We start from the raw sequence: 18,133 nt of genomic DNA on the forward strand, positions 1-18,133 counted from the left end.
AGAAGTGCTACGAAGATACAAAAACTAGAGGTATATTCATGTCTTAGCTAGTTGACTTAAACAATTATGGCTATCTTTGTTATATGTTTAAATTTAATCTTTTGATAATGAAAAGACTATTGATGGTTGCTTTGGTAGGAAGTATTGTATTTACCTCTTGTAAAACAGAAAAAAAGGAAACAGAAACTAATACAGAAGTAGCAAAAGTTGAATATGCATCTTTTGGGAAAGCAATATCGAGTACAGAATCAATATCAGCAGATGAAATGCGAGCTAAGTTTGAAAACTTAAAAGTAGGAGACACACTAAATATAAAATTTGCTTCAACGATAAATGAAGTGTGTAAGAAAAAGGGGTGTTGGATGAAGCTAGATTTAGGTGAGGACAAAGAATCAATGGTACGTTTTAAAGATTATGGCTTTTTTATGCCTTTAAACTCAGATAGTAAAGAGGTTGTAGTAAATGGAAAAGCCTATGTTACAGAAATTTCTGTTGATGAATTGCAACACTATGCAAAAGATGCCGGAAAATCAGCGGAAGAAATAGCTCAAATTACACAACCAGAATATACCTATGCTTTTGAGGCAGACGGGGTATTGATGAAGAAATAATGAGAGGTGTATTAGGTGTTTTATTGATGTCTTTGTTGTTTTTTTCTTGTAAAAAAGAAAAAAAACAACCCAAAGAAGAATTAATTATGTATCAATCTTCAGAAATGGCAGCCTTAATGAATGCTATGTATGAAGGTAACATGACTATTAAAAATAAAATATTGAAAGGAGAAACTATAGGAAGTTTTCCTGAAAATTATCTAAATATTCATAATGCAGTTTTAACTGATCCTGCAGATAGGAATGCTAGTTTTGAGGCTTTTTCAAAATTATATATACAAAACATGCAACAAGTATATGCAGGGTCTAAAGATTCATTAAAAGAAAACTTCAACAAAGCAATTAATAGTTGTGTAGCATGTCACCAGACCACTTGCACGGGACCAATTCCAAGAATTAAAAAGTTAATAATTAAATAGTTTAGCAATTAAAAGAGAAATAATCATAACGTCCGATGGTTCTACTACCATTCATTTACCTGAATGGAATGAACAATATCATTCTAAACATGGAGCGATACAGGAAGCGTATCATGTGTTTATTAGAAATGGCTTAAAATATGTTGATCAAGAGAGTATTTCAATTTTAGAAATAGGCTTTGGTACAGGTCTCAATTGTTTTATCATGCTGTTAGAAACAGAGAAGAAGGTTAATTATGTTGGAGTAGAGGCGTACCCTGTAGCACAAGAGGAAGTTGTAAAACTGAATTATGTAGCAGAATTAGAAGCAAACGATAAACGTGAACTGTTTGAAAAAATTCACGAAACTTCTTGGGAAAAGAAGCACGACATTACTAACAATTTTTCATTAACGAAGCGCAAACAATTTTTTTCTGAAATTACAGATAAAAATTGTTTTGATTTGATTTATTTTGATGCCTTCGGAGCAAGGGTACAACCTGATTTGTGGACAGAAGATATTTTTAAAATTATGTTTGCTGCGCTAAAACCCGATGGAGTATTAGTTACCTATTCGGCAAAAGGAAGTGTACGACGTGCAATGCAAGCGGTAGGTTTTGAGGTGGAACGTTTGCCTGGACCTCCAGGAAAACGTGAAATGTTACGAGCTACTAAAGTAGGTGAGTAATATTCAGCGTAGCTAAATGCTTCGAGCGACAAAAATACTATAAGGTTATTCCGAATTTAGCTAAAAATCACATTAAACAAATAGAGGAGAATGGAATTTAAAAGACGTTTTGGTAATAGAAAAAAAGGAAATCCGAAAAGAGGATTGTTTCTAGTTATCTTATTGATTATTGTATTGTATTTGTTTTTCAATGCAGAAAATATATTGAGTAGATTTTTATAGATGAAGCCATTTCAATTTAAGGAATTTACAGTGCATCAAGATAAAACAGCGATGAAAGTTGGTACTGATGCAGTATTATTAGGAGCTTGGTGTAATTTAGGAGAGTTTCCTAACATGTTGTTGGATGTAGGTTCTGGTACAGGAGTTATTTCATTGATGTTGGCACAACGAAGTGATGCCATGACCATAGATGCAGTTGAAATTGATGAAAATGCCTATGAACAAACTGTAGAAAATTTTGAACAATCAGATTGGGGAGATCGATTGTTTTGTTACAATGCATCTTTTGTAGAGTTTGCAAAAGAAATGGAGGAAGAGGAAGAAGTGTATGATGTAATTGTTTCAAACCCACCTTTTTATACAGATAATTATGAAACGGAAGATAAAGCGCGTAACAAAGCACGGTTTACGAGTTCATTATCTTTTGAAGAATTATTAAAAGGTGTAAGCAAAATTTTATCTGACAACGGAAAGTTTTCAACTATTATTCCTTTTAAAGAAGAAGGAGGCTTTGTAAATTTAGCTAAAAACTTTAATTTACAAGTTAACAGGGTTTGTCGTGTAAAAGGAACTCCTACTACTGAAATCAAACGTAGTTTATTAGAATTATCTTTTGTAGAAACTCCAATCCAAGAAGAAGAGTTGGTAATAGAAACAAAAAGGCACCAGTATACTGATGCCTATATTAATCTTACGAAAGATTTTTATTTGAAAATGTAACTTTTTATGTGGTTACATTTTCGAAAACTTTATTTGGTTTAATTATGTTCTTGTTGTGAACAATGTAGTTTCTCTGTGTCAGTTTTTATTACTGCAATAGGTTTTTTGTTTTCATCAATAGCAACAAAGGTAAATTCACCTTCAATGGCTTTTTCTCTGTGGTGTGAATACATCTGTTCTGTAAAAATTTTAACGGTAACTTTTAGACTTTTGTTTCCAATGTGGCTAATCTTCCCAATAAGTTCAATAATAGTACCTGCTGGAATGGGCTTTTTAAAGTCTATTTTGTCACTACTTACGGTTACTACTTTTTGTCTACAAAATCGGGTTGCTGTAATAAAAGCAACTTCATCCATTAACTGCATTGCGGTTCCTCCAAAAAGAGTGTCATAATGATTGGTGGTGTTAGGGAATACTGCTTTAAAAATTCGGGTTTCTGATTGTGCTATTTTTTCTTCTGTGGTCATTTTTTACTAAGGTTTTTTGAGATAATCAGTGCCCCAAAATGATACAATATCATTTTTAGGCACTTTTTAAGTTAATTAATATTAGTTGATTGTTTCTAGAGTTTTTGAGACATGTTTAGTAGAAGCTTCTTTTGCAGCTGAAACCATAGCTATCAAAGCTTTTTCCGTTTCTTCCCAATGTCTGGTTTTTAACCCGCAATCTGGATTTACCCAAAGTTGGTTAGCAGGAATTACTTTTTGTGCTTTTAATAGTAACTCAACCATTTCTTCTTTTGAAGGAACTCTTGGTGAATGGATATCGTAAACTCCTGGACCGATTTCGTTTGGATATTTAAAGTCAGCAAAGGCGTTTAATAATTCCATTTGTGAACGAGAGCATTCAATAGTAATTACATCTGCATCCATATCAGCGATATTTTGAATGATGTCATTAAATTCTGAATAACACATATGTGTGTGTATTTGAGTAGCATCGTTTACTCCACAAGAAGAAATTTTAAAAGCTTCTACAGCCCATTTTAAGTAATTATCCCATTCAGATTTTCGTAACGGTAAACCTTCTCTAATAGCAGGTTCGTCAATTTGAATAATTCGAATACCAGCATTTTCAAGATCTCTAACTTCATCACGTATAGCAAGTGCAATTTGTTGACAAGTAATGTTGCGAGGCTGATCATCTCGTACAAAGGACCATTGTAAAATTGTTACAGGACCTGTAAGCATACCTTTGACCCATTTGTCAGTTAAAGATTGAGCGTATTGTGACCAGAAAACGGTCATAGGATGAGGTCGGTAAACATCACCATAAATAATAGGAGGTTTTACACAACGACTACCATAACTTTGTACCCATCCTTTTTTTGTAAAGGTTACACCAGCAAGTTGTTCACCAAAATATTCTACCATGTCATTACGCTCATATTCACCATGAACTAATACATCTAGTCCTATTTTTTCTTGCCATTGAATGGTTTTTTGAGTTTCTTCTTTTAGTAAATACTTGTAATCCTCACTACCTAAGATACCTTTTTTAAACTGAGCTCTCCAACTTCTTACTTCTTTAGTTTGAGGGAATGAACCAATGGTTGTAGTAGGGAATAGTGGTAAATTCAGTACCTTATTTTGTGCTTCTTTACGAATTGAAAAACTATTTTTTCTTCTAGAGTCTGTTTCGTTAATAGAGTCAACACGTAGTTTTACATCATTGTGATGAATTAATGTTGATGTTTTTCTATTAGCAATAGCTTTTTTGTTTTCTTCGAAAGCAGTTAAAACTTCTTTGTCAGTTGTTTTCTCTGAAAGTTTTTTTAGCAAACTTACTTCTGTAAGTTTCTGTTTAGCAAAAGCAAGCCATTGTTTAATTTGATTATCTAAAGTTGTTTCTAACTCTAAATCACAAGGTGTATGTAATAAAGAACAAGAGGGAGCTATAAAAACTCTTTCCAAACCTAGTTTATTAATTGCTTTTTGAATGAGGCGTAAAGACTTTTCAAAGTCATTTTTCCAAATGTTTCTTCCATCTACAATTCCTAATGATAGAATTCTGTTTTCAGGAAGAGTATTTAATACATCATCTAATTGTTCTTCACAACGAATTAAGTCGATGTGTAATGCATCTACAGGAAGTATATTCGCTAATGAAAGGTTATCTTTTAAGCCTTCAAAATAAGTAGTAACTATAAACTTTAGTTTAGGAAACTTTTTTCTAATCTCATTATAGATAACTTGATACGTTTCTTTGGCTTTTTCACTTAAATCTAATGCTAGAAAAGGTTCGTCAAACTGAATCCACTCAGCTCCTTGTGTTTGAAGTTCTTGTAGAATTTCAATATACACAGGAAGTAGTTTTGAGGCTAAATCTAATTTATCAAAGCCTTCTTCTTTTTCTTTACCTAAAAGAAGGTAGCTAACCAAACCAATAATTACAGGTTTGGCATTAATTCCTGTTTGTTTAACACCAACAAATTCATTAACAATTTTGTTAGAGAATAGTTTGAATTCCTGATCTTTATAGAACTCAGGAACGATATAATGGTAATTGGTGTCAAACCATTTAGTCATTTCCATAGCAGTAATGTCAAGGTCATCTTTTTGATATCCTCTTGCCATGGCAAAATAAAGATCTAGTTCAGAATTTGATGTCTTTAAAGCGACTTCATTATAACGTTTAGGAATTGCACCAACAGTAAGTGTCATGTCTAACACGTGATCGTAATAAGAAAAATCATTACAAGGAATGAGGTCTATGTCTGCTTCTTGTTGGGTTTCCCAATTTTGTTGACAGATGTTTCTTCCTGTTTCAAGAAGTTCCTGTAAACTAGTTTTGCCTGACCAATATTGCTCGCAGGCTTTTTTGAGTTCTCTGTTGCTACCAATACGCGGATAGCCAAGAATGTGCGTTTGCATTTTCTTTTAAACTTTTATAATTAAACATTAATTTTAAAAGTTCTTTTAGATGCTTCGCAATGCTAAAAACGGTAAGATGTTTGAGAAAAAATAATGACATACCAAAAAAGCACAGCATTTCATAGAAGAAAGTGTGCGTTAAAAATATATCATCGGTATGACCCAAAAGCTTCAAATCGCGAAAGCATTGTCAATATCCGAATAGGCAGGTCTCCTGACTTATAACAGTTTTTATCATCCTTCCCGCTTTTGGCAGTGGATATACTAGGATAAAAACCTTTGATGTGTTACTTACAGTTGCGCGACAGTTCGTGATTTGCACACGATTCCCTATTAATCTACAGCTAAGTAAAACCTTTCCGGTTGATGAAGTATGTAAAGAACTTATCGAGGTAAATGTATGTATTATTTTTTTAGAACTGTGAATAAAAAAAGCATCAATAAATTGATGCTTGTATTTATGAGATTTTAACCTGATTTAATGTTATAACTTTATTCTTTTTTAAAGAACTCTGATTTTTTAAGGAAATCTTCTACAGCTTGATTGTTATTGTAGTTTAGTTCGATAATATCTTTTATTGCTTGAGACTTATCTTTAGAGTTTTTATAGTAAAATTTACATATTTCATAACCAACATAATATCCTAAATCAGCACTTTTTCCTTTTTTAGCCCCATTATATAACCAGTTTGAGGAATTTTCAGAAAACATTTCTTTTTTGAAAAGCTCCTTAATCTCTTTTTTGTGTCTTCTACCATAAGATAAGTACTGAGTTTGAATTGGTTTTTGAAGTACTAATTCAGCTATAAAATCACAAGTACCTTCTTTAATGCTGTGATTTAAAACTCTTTTTTTACTCTCTTTTTGTTGAGTGTGCACATATTCGTGAATATTTAAGTAAACGATGTTGTCTAAAGATTGTTTAGCAAAAACTTTTTTAAGCCAGTCTCTTTTAAATTCTGACATATTAACATCTGGTGTTCCAGTAGCGATTTCAGCACCAACTAAAACCATGTTGTTGTTTACCGTTCCTCCTGAACGTAAACCTCCTATTGTAAAATACATTTCAGCATCTTTTAATTCGGGATAGAGTTTCTTTAAGTTTTTAACAACTTTATTTAACTCAGAAGTTTTGTTCTTAATAGTTAAAGTATTTGGTCTTATAGAGTTCCAGAATTTTGGGTATTTATCTATTAGCTTCACATAAAGAGTATCGTTGTAATTTCGTGCTTTCATAAAAGCATGTAAGCCTATTGTTCCTTTTTGAATGTAAAGATTATTTATAAAATCCAGTTTTTTTGAGTAATCATTTGTTAGTTGAATGCTATCGTAGGCAATCCAAAAATTGTCAATATCAGAAGTGGATATTTTATTAGAGTTTTGAGAATAGATATTCGTAAACAGAATAGAAAAAATTGTAGTAAAAATTAGTTTCATTCGCTCTTTTTAAAAATAAAATAATCCGCAAAATAATTTATAAGATTGGGTTTTTGCAAAGTTTAAACGTTATAAAAATATGTTAATTTTTGAACTGTTTATTTAGATCGAGACATAAAAAAAAAGCGCCAATATATATTGATGCCTATGTGTTTTTAGCTAAAAAAAATTGTTTGAGGGCTTTTGCGAAAAGCAACTAATTTAGAGTTACTTCCAATTCTACTACTAGAGGTCGGTGATCTGAAACTATAGGTTCGTCTAATAACAGAGTTTTTTGAGGTTTAAAATTTACTGTACTAGTGTTTTTGTATATCACATGATCTATCTCAGTTTTGTTAACACCTTGAAAACTTAAGTTATCTTTTCCTTTATTTACGAATGAAAACCCTTGTTTTCTAAAATACTGCATAGTTGGCGAATTTGGTGTGCAATTAAAATCACCAGCAATAATACAAGGTAGTCCTAATTTATCTATATGCTTTATTAATGCTTTAGCTTGTTTTAAACGATTTTTAATCCCTTCTGAACCATCAACCCAATCAAAATGAACATTTATAAATAGAATTACATAGTCTTCTTCTATTTGAACTTTATGAATAATTGAAGATCGAGGTTCATACTTTCCTTTAGGTAACTTAAATATTTCAGTAGAAATAATAGGTTTAGCAGAAAGCGTTGCCATGCCATATTGTCCTTTTTGAAAGTTCATAAACTTACCAAAGGTACCTTTCATTTTTGTTCTGTTAGCCAAATAATCTGTTTGTCCAATATTGTTTGAACGTGAACAATGATTATCTACTTCTTGGAGCCCACATAAATCTGGAGCTAGTAACTCTATTATTTTAGCAGAACGAGATAAATCCAAAACCGAGTCAATACCTTCTCCATGACTTATGTTATATGACATTATTTTGAGATTAATACTGTCTTTCTGTTCGTATGAAATAAAACAAACGAACAGAATTGATAGTATTATTAAAAACACTAAGGCTTTGTATTTTGCCATAATTTAATCTCTAGAATTTATTCTAAAGGATTAAAAATAATAACTTATCCCTTTACACTCTCAGGGTTATACCCCAAATAAGGTACTTTTTTTTCAATAAAATGTATTCCGTAGTCTTCCAATTCTTTTAAAATAGGTTCGTAAACTTCTTTATTTATAGGTAATTGAACTCCTGGGGTGGTAATTTCACCATTCAAAATACGCACGGTTGCCATGGCTACAGGTAATCCTACAGTTTTAGCCATCGCTGTATAGGTTTGATCATCACCTTTAATTACCATACTACTTTCTATTTGGTATTTATCTTCCTTGTACTCATACCCAAAAATATGATGCATTACAATCATATCTTTATCATCTTTTTCAAGTGTCCAAGAATCCATCAATATTTTTTGTAAGATTTGTGCAGGAGTAGCATTTTTTAATCCAACTTTTTTATTTGGATTGAAAATGTCTAATTCAACAAATTTGTCCCACATTAAATCATCTTGATCAATTTTTAAGTACGAACGGAATTTTAACTCTACAGAATCAGAAGGAGAATAGGCTAAGAAAAGGTTGGTGAAATCTCGATAACTCATGTTTTCAGAATCTTCAATAGTATAAGTGTCATCGGTCATTCCTAATTGAACAAATACATTCCAAGCACGAGAAAAACCAATTTTACGGATGGTTCCTCGGTACATAGTTTTAATATCTTCTAAACCATAAATACTTCTGTATTTTAAAGAATCTCTATTCGCGTAGGCTTCAAATCTTCCACTACCATTAATAGTTAAAAATTCTGTTCTACGGAATAATTTATGATATGGAATGTATTTGTAAGTTCCTTCTTGAATAAACATTGAAGCCCCTCCTTGTCCAGCTAAAACCACATTTCTTGGATTCCAAGTAAATTTGTAGTTCCATAAATTAGTATCACTTTCAGGAGCTACTAAGCCACCACAAAATGATTCAAATAACAACATTTTTCCATCTTGGTCTTTAATGCGGTCAATAATTTGCATTGCACTCATGTGGTCAATTCCAGGATCCAAACCAATCTCGTTCATAAACACTAATCCTTTGGCTTTTGCTTCTTCATCTAACGCTTTCATTTCATTTGAAATATAAGAAGCTGTAACCATGTGTTTTCCATAGGTAATACAGTCTTTAGCTACTTCAATATGAAAGCTAGCTGGTAACATAGAAATTACGATATCAGCTTTTTGAATAGCATCAGCACGTTCTTTAGCATTAAAAACATCTAACTGAATCGCCGTAGCGTTTTTATGGTTGTTAATTTTTGATTGGGCACTCTCTAACGAAACGTCACCAATGGTTATATGTAAGTTTTCTTGCGATGATTTATCTAATAAATATTTTATAAGTGAAGAGCTCGATCTACCAGCACCAATAATCAATATATTTCTCATTTATAATGTATTTTTGTTATCTAAAATTTGAGGCGACAATATCGCTAAAAAAGTTTAAATTTAAACAAAAACTAATTAAATGTATAAAAATTTAACAATTGCGGCGGTCTTAGGAATGATTGCTGTAATCTTAGGAGCTTTTGGAGCACATGCCTTAAAAGCGAAATTAACACCAGAAGCATTAGAGAGTTTTCAAACAGCGGTACGTTATCAGTTTTTACATGTATTATTATTGCTTTTTGTAAATACGTTTGTTGAGTTTAGTGGTAAAGAGAAAAACAGAATAAGCTATTTTCTAATTGCAGGTATTTTAATGTTTTCAGGTTCTATTTATCTCATCTATTTATTGAATGTTCCTGCAAAAGCAATTTGGTTTATAACTCCTTTAGGAGGAGTGTTATTAATTATTGGATGGGGCTTGTTAACTTACAATTTTATTAAGAGAATTATTAAAAATTAAAGTTGATAAAATCTTTTAATGATATAGCTGTTTAATCAAAAAGAACTATTTTTGTCCAAAATTAAACACAACTAAAATCTTTTAAGATGACAAATCTTGATACGAAAAAGATATCGTTAGATAACTTAGGCATAAAAGACGCTACGGTTCGTTATCAATTAACTTCAGACGAGTTACACGACATCACTATTGAAAAGGGACAGGGGAAAGAAACCAGTTTCGGAGCTATAGCTGTTAATACAGGTGAGTTCACAGGACGTTCTCCAATGGATCGTTTTATCGTTAAAGACGATATTACGAAAGATGAAGTATGGTGGGGAAATATAAATATCCCTTTCGATTCAGAAAAGTTTGACAAATTATACGATAAAGTAACTGACTACTTATCTAATAAAGAAGTATTTGTACGTGATAGTTATGCATGTGCAGAGGAGGATTACAAGTTAAATATTCGTGTAGTAAACGAATATCCATGGAGTAACATGTTTGCTTATAATATGTTTTTACGTCCAACGGAAGAAGAGTTAAAAACGTTTTCTCCAGAATGGACAGTAATTAATGCTCCAGGTTTTATGGCAGATCCAGAAGTAGATGGAACTCGTCAACATAACTTTGCAATTTTAAACTTTGGTAAAAAAATCGCATTAATTGGTGGTACAGGGTATACAGGAGAAATTAAAAAAGGTATTTTCTCTGCGTTAAACTTTATCTTACCTGTATTTAAAAATACGTTACCAATGCACTGTTCTGCTAATGTTGGTAAAGATGATGATACAGCTATTTTCTTTGGATTATCAGGTACAGGTAAAACTACCTTATCTACCGATCCTAACCGTAGTTTAATTGGTGACGATGAGCATGGTTGGACTGCTGATAATACTATTTTCAATTTTGAAGGTGGGTGTTACGCAAAAGTAATCGACTTATCTCAAGAAAAGGAACCAGAAATTTACGGAGCGATTAAAAGAGGAGCAATCCTTGAAAATATCGTGATGGACGATAAAGGAAATGTTGATTTTGCAGATACTTCTATCACGGAGAATACACGTGTAAGTTATCCAATTTATCACATTGACAATATCCAAACACCGTCAATTGGTAAAAATCCTAAGAACATCTTCTTTTTAACAGCGGATGCTTTTGGAGTATTGCCTCCTATCTCAAAATTAACACCAGGTCAAGCTGCCTACCATTTCATTTCTGGATATACTGCTAAAGTAGCAGGAACCGAAGCAGGAATTACTGAGCCACAACCAAGTTTCTCAGCATGTTTTGGTGCACCATTTATGCCTTTACATCCAACTCGTTATGCTGAGATGTTAAGCAAAAAAATGAAAGAAACAGGTGTGAACGTTTGGTTAGTAAATACAGGATGGTTTGCAGGACCTTATGGAGTTGGTGAACGTATGAAATTAAAATACACGCGTGCAATGATTAATGCAGCATTAAATGGAGAGTTAGGAAGCACTCCTGAAGATTTCAGAATCCACTCTGTATTTGGTTTAGCACAACCAAGAACATGTCCAGGTGTTCCAGATGACTTATTAAGTCAACGTAAAGCTTGGGACAACGACGAAGAATATTACAAAACTGCACATAAATTAGCAGATTCGTTTAGAAATAACTTTAAAAAGTTTGAAGACTATGCGAATGATGAAATTTTAGCGGGAGGTCCTCCAGCTGCAGAAAAATAAAACTTTAAAAAGCATCCAAATCGGATGCTTTTTTTATGCGTAAATACTATGTATTTTAGCATAGTTAAATAGTTAGGTCATGATAGTACAAGGAAATATAGTTGATATACAAAATAAAAGAATTTTTAAAGGTGAAGTAGAGGTAGAAGGAGGTAAGATTACAGCAGTAAGACCCGTAGAGCATACTGTAGAAAACTATATTTTGCCTGGGTTTATTGATGCCCATATTCATATTGAAAGTTCTATGTTAGTACCGTCGGAGTTTGCAAAAATAGCCGTTACACATGGTACTGTAGCAACGGTGTCTGATCCGCATGAAATAGCCAACGTATTAGGTGTAAAAGGTGTGGACTTCATGATTGAGAATGGAAAAAAAGTCCCATTAAAATTCAATTTTGGAGCACCATCTTGCGTGCCTGCGACTTCTTTTGAAAGTGCAGGGGCGGTGATTGATTCAGAAGATATCAAAAAAATGATGCAGAATCCTGATATCAAATATTTAGCAGAAATGATGAACTATCCTGGAGTCATTTATCAAGATGAAGAAGTGTTGAAAAAAATAGCTTGGGCAAAACACTACAATAAACCAGTAGATGGTCATGCACCAGGATTAAGAGGTGAAGATTTAGACAAATATATAGCAGCGGGAATCTATACTGATCATGAATGTTTTACCTATGAAGAAGGGTTGGAGAAACTGCAAAAAGGAATGAAAGTCATTATTCGAGAAGGAAGTGCTGCAAAAAACTTTGAAGCATTGATCGATTTACTTCCTGAACATTATGAAAATATGATGTTCTGTTCCGACGATAAACATCCTGATGATTTGTTGTTAGGACATATCAACCAGTTATGTAAGCGTGCTGTAGCTAAAGGAGTGGATATATTCAAAGTATTAAAAGCAGCATGTATTAATCCAGTAGAGCATTACAATCTTGATGTTGGGACTTTAAATGAAGGAGATGATGCCGATTTTATTGTAGTAAAAGACTTACAAAAGTTTGAAGTACTCCAAACATACATTAATGGTGAATTAGTGGCTGAAAATGGAAAATCATTTGTAGAGCATGTAGATTTTGAAGTGTTGAATAATTTTGATACTGATGCAAAAAATGTAGCTGATTTTGAATTTCACTCTGCGTCTGAAAAGATTCGAGTGATTGAAGCTTTAGATGGAGAATTAGTGACAAATGAAATAGAAGCAGATTCGTTGATAAAAGATGGAAGTTTAGTTTCTGATGTAGAGAACGATGTGCTAAAAATGACCGTAGTAAATCGTTATCAAAACGTGGAGCCTTCGATAGCTTTTATTAAAAATTTCGGATTGAAAGAAGGAGCAATAGCGAGTTCAGTAGGTCATGATTCTCACAATATTATTGCAGTTGGAGTTTCAGATAAATTGATTTGTAAGGCGGTAAACTTACTAATCGAGAATAGAGGAGGGGTTTGCGCTGTAACCTCTTCTGAAGAAAAAGTAGTTCCGCTTCCCGTTGCGGGAATCATGTCGGATAAACCAGCGGTTGAAATAGGAAAAGCTTATGCAGAATTGGATGCGATGGCAAAACAATTAGGTAGTAAGTTGCGAGCTCCGTATATGACTTTATCTTTTATGGCGTTGTTAGTAATTCCATCCTTAAAACTATCTGACAAAGGATTGTTTGATGGAAATACATTTAAATTTACTTCTTTAGAAGTTAAATAAGCGAGAGTTTGAAGACAGAGAAAATTATATTAGGTATTGACCCAGGAACCTCCATTATGGGGTTTGGAATTATAAAAGTAATAGGAAAAAAGATGGAATTTGTTCAAATGAACGAATTACTCTTAAAAAAATATGATGATCATTACCTAAAGTTGAAAATCATTTTTGAGCGTACTATTGAGTTGATAGATACCTATAATCCAGATGAAATAGCCTTAGAAGCCCCTTTTTTTGGTAAAAATGTACAATCCATGTTAAAACTAGGGCGTGCACAAGGAGTAGCTATGGCAGCAGGATTGTCACGTCAAATTCCTGTAACGGAGTATGCACCTAAAAAAATAAAAATGGCAATTACAGGTAAAGGTACCTCTAGTAAAGAACAAGTAGCGTTAATGCTAAAATCACTATTAAACCTAAAAGAGTTACCTAAAAACCTAGATGCAACTGATGGTTTAGCTGCTGCCGTATGTCATTACTATAATTCAGGAACGAAAGTTGGAGGCAAGAACTATACAGGTTGGGCTGCGTTTGTGAAACAAAACCCAGGAAAAGTAAAATAATTTGGCAGGAATTTATCTACATATCCCATTTTGTAAGCAAGCGTGTTATTATTGCGATTTTCACTTTTCTACTTCTTTAAAAAAGAAAGAAGAGTTAGTTGCTTGCTTGGTGAAAGAGCTAGAGTTGCGAAAAGAAGAACTGCAAAATGAAGAAATAGAAACTATTTATTTTGGAGGAGGGACACCGAGTTTGTTGTCTATTCAAGAAATAGAATTGTTGCTGACAACTATCTATGAAAATTATACAGTAGTAGCAAATCCAGAAATTACCTTAGAAGCGAATCCAGATGATTTATCCGAGGAGAAAATAGTTCAATTGTCTAAAACTCCAATTAACCGCTTAAGTATTGGAATTCAATCTTTTTTTGAAGAAGATTTACAATTAATGAACCGTGCTCATAATGCACAAGAAGCAAAAGATTGCCTGTTAGCTGCCACTGGCAGCTTTGATAATATTACCATTGATTTGATTTACGGAGTTCCAAATATGAGTAATGAACGTTGGAAAGAGAATTTACAAACTGCTTTTGATTTCGGAATCAATCATATTTCATCTTATGCGCTTACTGTTGAGCCAAAAACGGCTTTAGATTCTTTTATTAAGCAAGGAAAGTATCCTGATGTTGACGAGGCTGTAGCCAAAGAGCATTTTGATATTTTGGTAGCAGAAACAGCTAAAAATGGATTTGTACACTACGAAATTTCCAACTTTGGAAAACCAAACTATTTTTCAAAACACAATACAAGTTACTGGTTAGGGAAAAAATATATAGGTATTGGTCCTTCAGCGCATTCGTTTAATAAAACACACCGTAGTTGGAATGTAGCCAACAATGCAAAATATATCAAAGCAATTCAAGAAGGAAAACTCCCTTTAGAGCAAGAGAAACTCACTGTAAAAGATCAGTTTAATGAATATTTAATGACAGGATTAAGAACCATTTGGGGAGTGTCGTTAGAAAAAATCGAACAAGATTTTGGAGAAGAATTTAGAAAAAACCTTCTCAAAAATGCTGAAAAGTTTATCACTCAAGGTCTATTAGTCATCACAGATGAAGTTTTGAAAACTACATCAAAAGGAAAATTTCTAGCTGACGGGTTGGCTAGTGAGTTGTTTATAATTTAGGTATATTTGAGTATGACAGCAACTATTGAACACAATTCAAAAAAATATAAAATTGATTTATCAAAACCACTTGATATTTCAATAGCTATTGATACTACTAAAGAAAATATCAATGCTTGGTATCTTGACGATCCTAAAATATATCCAGTGTCAGAGGGTGATTGGACAGGAAGTGTACAACAAGGAGCTGATGTAAATTTTAATAACATACAGTTTAATCCGCATTCGCATATAACACATACCGAGTGTGTAGGTCATATTACTGAAAAAGTTTATTCAATAAATAAGAATTTAGAAAAGTTTTTCTTTCTGGCAGAAGTGGTAACCATAGCCCCAGAACAAATAAAAAATAAAGACTTTGTAATTTCAAAAAAGCAATTGCAATACGTTCTAGGAAATAAAAAAAGAGAAGCTATCGTAATTAGAACAATCCCGAATTTATCAGATAAAAAATCGATGCGATACTCTAATACAAATCCACCTTATTTATTAGAAGAAGCTGCAGAGTATCTCAAAGAAAAAGGGATTGAGCATTTGTTAATTGATTTACCCTCGGTAGATAAAGAGAAGGACGAAGGGAAATTATTAGCACATAATGCCTTTTGGAATACGAAAGGAGTAATTAGAATGCAGGCAACCATTACCGAATTTATTTATGTTTCAAATAATATTAAAGATGGAACCTATTTTCTAAATTTGATGATTGCTCCGTTTGAAAACGACGCTACACCTAGTAAACCTACGCTTTACGAAATTATTTAAAACTTTTTTGTTGGTATATTTATTTTTTTACTAGTTTTACATCTCAACAAAGAAATAATTATGACAATTTTTAATACATATAAGCAATGTAAATCGACTGTGGTTAGACACAGAGAGGATCGGGCTATACATGTATTATAACTATGTTTATATAAAATATAACTATAACAAAAAGCCCGACTGTAAAGTCGGGCTTTTTATTTTTATACTAATCAATAATAATTAACTAAATACTATGAAAAAACTTTATTTTAACTACCTAAATACGTTTAAAGGGCTCTCAAAAGAGGTGTGGTGGTTGGCTTTAATAACTTTAATAAATAGAGCAGGAACTATGGTAGTTCCATTTTTGTCGCTGTATTTAACAACAAGTTTAGAACTTACATTAAAGGATGTGGGTTGGATTATGAGCTGTTTTGGGTTAGGTTCTGTAGGAGGTTCTTGGTTAGGAGGAAAGTTGACAGATAAAATAGGTTTTTATAAGGTGATGAAAACTAGTTTATTGTTAACAGGAGTTCTTTTCATCGCTCTGCAATTTGTAAATACATTTATAGGGTTCTGTATTGGTATTTTTTTGGTAATGTTAGTTGCAGATACATTTAGACCAGCAATGTTTGTAGCATTGAGTACTTACAGTAAGCCTGAAAACAAAACACGTTCGGTAACATTAATCCGTTTAGCAATTAACTTAGGGTTTTCTGCAGGACCTGCTGTAGGAGGTTTGATTATAACTTCGTTAGGTTATAATGGGTTATTTTGGGTAGATGGTGTTACGTGTATTTTGGCAACTATGTTGTTGATGAATGTATTACATCCTAAAAAAGCAAAAGCCCAAGATGAAACAAAAGCTGAAAATCCAGAGTCTGTATTTTCAGATAAAGCTTTTTGGATATTTTTTGTAGGAATGTTTGTTTTTGGATTTATATTCTTGCAATACTTTTCTACCATGCCATTGTACTATAAAGATATTCACCATTTATCAGAACTACAAATAGGACTGCTTATGGGAATGAATGGATTTGTAATATTCTTGTTAGAAATGCCACTTATTAAATGGTTAGAAGATAGTAAATACTCAAAAGAGTTTTTAATGTTTTTTGGATTACTATTAACAGGGTTAAGCTTTGTAGTAATCAACTTAACAGGTTGGGTAGGTATTTTAATGGTAGGAATGCTATTAATGACTATTGGTGAAATGATAGCTTTTCCTTTTTCAAATGCGTTTGTTATGGAGCGAGCTAAAAAAGGAAATCAAGGGGAATATATGGCATATTACAGCATTGCATTTTCAATGTCTCATATTTTTGGACATAATTCAGGAATGCAATTGATAGACAATATTGGATTTGATAATACTTGGAATTTTATGATTCTATTATCAGCAGTTGGAGTACTATTTTTATGGATGCTGATTCGAATTGTTAAAAGAGAAAAAGTAGTAGCATGAACTTAAATCAAGTAACAATTCCTTCTGTTGATGTGATAAAATCTGTAGAGTTTTATAAAAAACTAGGCTTGCATCTTATTGTAGATGCAAGTCCTAGATATGTTCGATTTGAGGTTCCAGATGGTGAAGCCACATTTTCTATTCATCAAGTAGAGAAATTGTCAGAAGGAGAAGGTATTAGCTTATATTTTGAAGATGATAATTTAGATGAATTGGTAGGTAAGTTACAGCAAAAAGGAATAAAATTTACACAGCAGCCAAAAGATCAAACATGGCTGTGGAGAGAAGCTCATTTGTTAGATCCAGATGGAAATAAGTTAATTTTATTCAAAGCAGGAAAGCATAGAAAAAATCCACCTTGGCGAATTAAGTAGAAATAAGAAATTTTATCTTTGAAACTTTTATCAAAGAATACTAAAAACAGTACAAAATGAATATTCAAGACGCACAAAAACAAGTAGATGAATGGATTAAGAACCATGGAGTTCGCTATTTTAATGAGTTAACCAATATGGCACAATTAACCGAAGAAGTAGGTGAGGTGGCTAGAATCATTGCGCGTCGTTATGGTGAACAGAGCGAAAAAGAAAGCGATAAAAACAAAGATTTAGGTGAAGAATTGGCTGATGTAATGTTTGTGGTGTTGTGTTTAGCAAACCAAACAGGAGTGAATTTACAAGAAGCTTTTGATAAGAAATTAGATATTAAAACAAAACGCGATCACGACCGTCATCATAACAACGAAAAATTACAATAGATGAGTCTTATAAAAAACATACAGAAAGGAAGTTTTTGGTTCAATGTATTAAAGATTGGAATTCCCTTTGTATTAATTGTAGCAATATTTTCTCTACTGTTTAAAACGGGAGGAGCTATTTTCTCAGGGGATTTTGAAACCGTTTACAATGTTCATTTTGCAAACAAACAGTGGATTCGTTTTTGGTTAAGTAAAATTGTAATCGCTGTAATTTACAGTATGTACATAGTTAATAAAAAAATGAAGTAAGTCTGT

At 32.5% G+C, this 18,133-nt stretch carries 19 protein-coding genes and 1 riboswitch; of the genes, 14 read left to right on the forward strand and 5 right to left on the reverse strand.

Going from position 1 to position 18,133, the window contains the following annotated elements; genetic code table 11:
- Positions 1–107 precede the first annotated feature (107 nt).
- The 4 genes from ACQY6M_RS08300 to ACQY6M_RS08315 all read left to right on the forward strand — a co-directional run bounded on the left by ACQY6M_RS08300 (position 108) and on the right by ACQY6M_RS08315 (position 2,639).
- On the forward strand, positions 108–611 hold the full coding sequence (locus tag ACQY6M_RS08300) for a DUF4920 domain-containing protein (RefSeq protein WP_428740684.1): 504 nt from the start codon (positions 108–110) through the stop codon (positions 609–611).
- Positions 611–1,030 (forward strand): hypothetical protein, encoded by a 420-nt coding sequence (locus ACQY6M_RS08305; RefSeq protein WP_428740685.1) that lies wholly within the window; start codon positions 611–613, stop codon positions 1,028–1,030. The genes ACQY6M_RS08300 and ACQY6M_RS08305 overlap by 1 nt, the downstream gene beginning before the upstream one ends.
- A 7-nt stretch (positions 1,031–1,037) precedes the next feature.
- Positions 1,038–1,697 (forward strand): tRNA (5-methylaminomethyl-2-thiouridine)(34)-methyltransferase MnmD, encoded by a 660-nt coding sequence (mnmD, locus tag ACQY6M_RS08310; RefSeq protein WP_428740901.1) that lies wholly within the window; start codon positions 1,038–1,040, stop codon positions 1,695–1,697.
- A gap of 222 nt (positions 1,698–1,919) precedes the next feature.
- Complete coding sequence (locus ACQY6M_RS08315; protein WP_428740686.1) at positions 1,920–2,639, forward strand: tRNA1(Val) (adenine(37)-N6)-methyltransferase; 720 nt, start codon at positions 1,920–1,922, stop codon at positions 2,637–2,639.
- Between the two features lie 38 nt (positions 2,640–2,677).
- On the opposite strand, the gene ACQY6M_RS08320 is transcribed toward ACQY6M_RS08315, so the two are convergent.
- From ACQY6M_RS08320 to ACQY6M_RS08340, 5 genes are all read right to left on the reverse strand, one after another.
- Positions 2,678–3,106 (reverse strand): acyl-CoA thioesterase, encoded by a 429-nt coding sequence (locus ACQY6M_RS08320; protein ID WP_428740687.1) that lies wholly within the window; start codon positions 3,104–3,106, stop codon positions 2,678–2,680.
- An 81-nt stretch (positions 3,107–3,187) separates the two neighbouring features.
- Complete coding sequence (metE, locus tag ACQY6M_RS08325; protein WP_428740688.1) at positions 3,188–5,512, reverse strand: 5-methyltetrahydropteroyltriglutamate--homocysteine S-methyltransferase; 2,325 nt, start codon at positions 5,510–5,512, stop codon at positions 3,188–3,190.
- Positions 5,513–5,699: 187 nt separating this feature from the next.
- Positions 5,700–5,886: riboswitch (cobalamin riboswitch) on the reverse strand.
- A gap of 118 nt (positions 5,887–6,004) precedes the next feature.
- Positions 6,005–6,949, reverse strand: a complete 945-nt coding sequence (locus ACQY6M_RS08330) for a DUF2268 domain-containing putative Zn-dependent protease (RefSeq protein ID WP_428740689.1) — start codon at positions 6,947–6,949, stop codon at positions 6,005–6,007.
- A 196-nt stretch (positions 6,950–7,145) separates the two neighbouring features.
- Positions 7,146–7,856 (reverse strand): endonuclease/exonuclease/phosphatase family protein, encoded by a 711-nt coding sequence (locus ACQY6M_RS08335; protein ID WP_428740690.1) that lies wholly within the window; start codon positions 7,854–7,856, stop codon positions 7,146–7,148.
- Between the two features lie 143 nt (positions 7,857–7,999).
- Positions 8,000–9,370 carry a saccharopine dehydrogenase family protein gene (locus ACQY6M_RS08340; RefSeq protein ID WP_428740691.1) on the reverse strand — a complete coding sequence of 457 codons (1,371 nt, stop codon included), beginning with the start codon at positions 9,368–9,370 and terminating at the stop codon, positions 8,000–8,002.
- Positions 9,371–9,449: 79 nt separating this feature from the next.
- Here ACQY6M_RS08340 and ACQY6M_RS08345 point away from each other — a divergent pair, with 79 nt between their 5' ends.
- The 10 genes from ACQY6M_RS08345 to ACQY6M_RS08390 all read left to right on the forward strand — a co-directional run bounded on the left by ACQY6M_RS08345 (position 9,450) and on the right by ACQY6M_RS08390 (position 18,127).
- On the forward strand, positions 9,450–9,830 hold the full coding sequence (locus ACQY6M_RS08345) for a DUF423 domain-containing protein (RefSeq protein WP_428740692.1): 381 nt from the start codon (positions 9,450–9,452) through the stop codon (positions 9,828–9,830).
- A gap of 86 nt (positions 9,831–9,916) precedes the next feature.
- Positions 9,917–11,524: a phosphoenolpyruvate carboxykinase (ATP) gene (gene pckA, locus ACQY6M_RS08350; RefSeq protein WP_428740693.1), complete on the forward strand. Its 1,608-nt coding sequence runs from the start codon at positions 9,917–9,919 to the stop codon at positions 11,522–11,524.
- Positions 11,525–11,603: 79 nt separating this feature from the next.
- Positions 11,604–13,226 (forward strand): adenine deaminase, encoded by a 1,623-nt coding sequence (gene ade, locus ACQY6M_RS08355; RefSeq protein ID WP_428740694.1) that lies wholly within the window; start codon positions 11,604–11,606, stop codon positions 13,224–13,226.
- An 8-nt stretch (positions 13,227–13,234) separates the two neighbouring features.
- Positions 13,235–13,786: a crossover junction endodeoxyribonuclease RuvC gene (ruvC, locus tag ACQY6M_RS08360; protein WP_298999316.1), complete on the forward strand. Its 552-nt coding sequence runs from the start codon at positions 13,235–13,237 to the stop codon at positions 13,784–13,786.
- Between the two features lies 1 nt (position 13,787).
- The gene (gene hemW, locus ACQY6M_RS08365) at positions 13,788–14,912 is read left to right on the forward strand and encodes a radical SAM family heme chaperone HemW (protein WP_428740695.1); all 1,125 of its coding nucleotides are present in this window, start codon (positions 13,788–13,790) and stop codon (positions 14,910–14,912) included.
- 12 nt (positions 14,913–14,924) lie between these two features.
- Entirely contained in the window at positions 14,925–15,674 is a 750-nt protein-coding gene (locus tag ACQY6M_RS08370; RefSeq protein ID WP_428740696.1) for a cyclase family protein, read from the forward strand.
- 235 nt (positions 15,675–15,909) lie between these two features.
- Entirely contained in the window at positions 15,910–17,121 is a 1,212-nt protein-coding gene (locus ACQY6M_RS08375) for an MDR family MFS transporter (protein WP_428740697.1), read from the forward strand.
- The gene (locus ACQY6M_RS08380; RefSeq protein ID WP_428740698.1) at positions 17,118–17,495 is read left to right on the forward strand and encodes a VOC family protein; all 378 of its coding nucleotides are present in this window, start codon (positions 17,118–17,120) and stop codon (positions 17,493–17,495) included. Before ACQY6M_RS08375 ends, ACQY6M_RS08380 begins: the two co-directional genes overlap by 4 nt.
- 56 nt (positions 17,496–17,551) lie before the next feature.
- Complete coding sequence (locus ACQY6M_RS08385) at positions 17,552–17,878, forward strand: nucleotide pyrophosphohydrolase (protein WP_133534768.1); 327 nt, start codon at positions 17,552–17,554, stop codon at positions 17,876–17,878.
- Positions 17,879–18,127: a hypothetical protein gene (locus ACQY6M_RS08390; protein ID WP_428740699.1), complete on the forward strand. Its 249-nt coding sequence runs from the start codon at positions 17,879–17,881 to the stop codon at positions 18,125–18,127.
- Positions 18,128–18,133: the final 6 nt, after the last annotated feature.

Source organism: Tenacibaculum sp., from assembly GCF_050290165.1.
GTDB lineage: Bacteria > Bacteroidota > Bacteroidia > Flavobacteriales > Flavobacteriaceae > Polaribacter.

Bases quoted from the DNA above. Each gene is read 5' to 3' on its own strand.
- ACQY6M_RS08335 (WP_428740690.1), bottom strand. From the start codon at position 7,856: ATGTCATATAACATAAGTCATGGAGAAGGTATTGACTCGGTTTTGGAT.
- ade (WP_428740694.1), top strand. From the start codon at position 11,604: ATGATAGTACAAGGAAATATAGTTGATATACAAAATAAAAGAATTTTT.
- ACQY6M_RS08340 (WP_428740691.1), bottom strand. From the start codon at position 9,370: ATGAGAAATATATTGATTATTGGTGCTGGTAGATCGAGCTCTTCACTT.
- ACQY6M_RS08390 (WP_428740699.1), top strand. From the start codon at position 17,879: ATGAGTCTTATAAAAAACATACAGAAAGGAAGTTTTTGGTTCAATGTA.
- ACQY6M_RS08305 (WP_428740685.1), top strand. From the start codon at position 611: ATGAGAGGTGTATTAGGTGTTTTATTGATGTCTTTGTTGTTTTTTTCT.
- ACQY6M_RS08345 (WP_428740692.1), top strand. From the start codon at position 9,450: ATGTATAAAAATTTAACAATTGCGGCGGTCTTAGGAATGATTGCTGTA.
- pckA (WP_428740693.1), top strand. From the start codon at position 9,917: ATGACAAATCTTGATACGAAAAAGATATCGTTAGATAACTTAGGCATA.
- ACQY6M_RS08300 (WP_428740684.1), top strand. From the start codon at position 108: ATGAAAAGACTATTGATGGTTGCTTTGGTAGGAAGTATTGTATTTACC.
- ACQY6M_RS08380 (WP_428740698.1), top strand. From the start codon at position 17,118: ATGAACTTAAATCAAGTAACAATTCCTTCTGTTGATGTGATAAAATCT.
- ACQY6M_RS08330 (WP_428740689.1), bottom strand. From the start codon at position 6,949: ATGAAACTAATTTTTACTACAATTTTTTCTATTCTGTTTACGAATATC.
- ACQY6M_RS08375 (WP_428740697.1), top strand. From the start codon at position 15,910: ATGAAAAAACTTTATTTTAACTACCTAAATACGTTTAAAGGGCTCTCA.
- ACQY6M_RS08315 (WP_428740686.1), top strand. From the start codon at position 1,920: ATGAAGCCATTTCAATTTAAGGAATTTACAGTGCATCAAGATAAAACA.
- ACQY6M_RS08385 (WP_133534768.1), top strand. From the start codon at position 17,552: ATGAATATTCAAGACGCACAAAAACAAGTAGATGAATGGATTAAGAAC.
- metE (WP_428740688.1), bottom strand. From the start codon at position 5,512: ATGCAAACGCACATTCTTGGCTATCCGCGTATTGGTAGCAACAGAGAA.
- ACQY6M_RS08370 (WP_428740696.1), top strand. From the start codon at position 14,925: ATGACAGCAACTATTGAACACAATTCAAAAAAATATAAAATTGATTTA.
- ACQY6M_RS08320 (WP_428740687.1), bottom strand. From the start codon at position 3,106: ATGACCACAGAAGAAAAAATAGCACAATCAGAAACCCGAATTTTTAAA.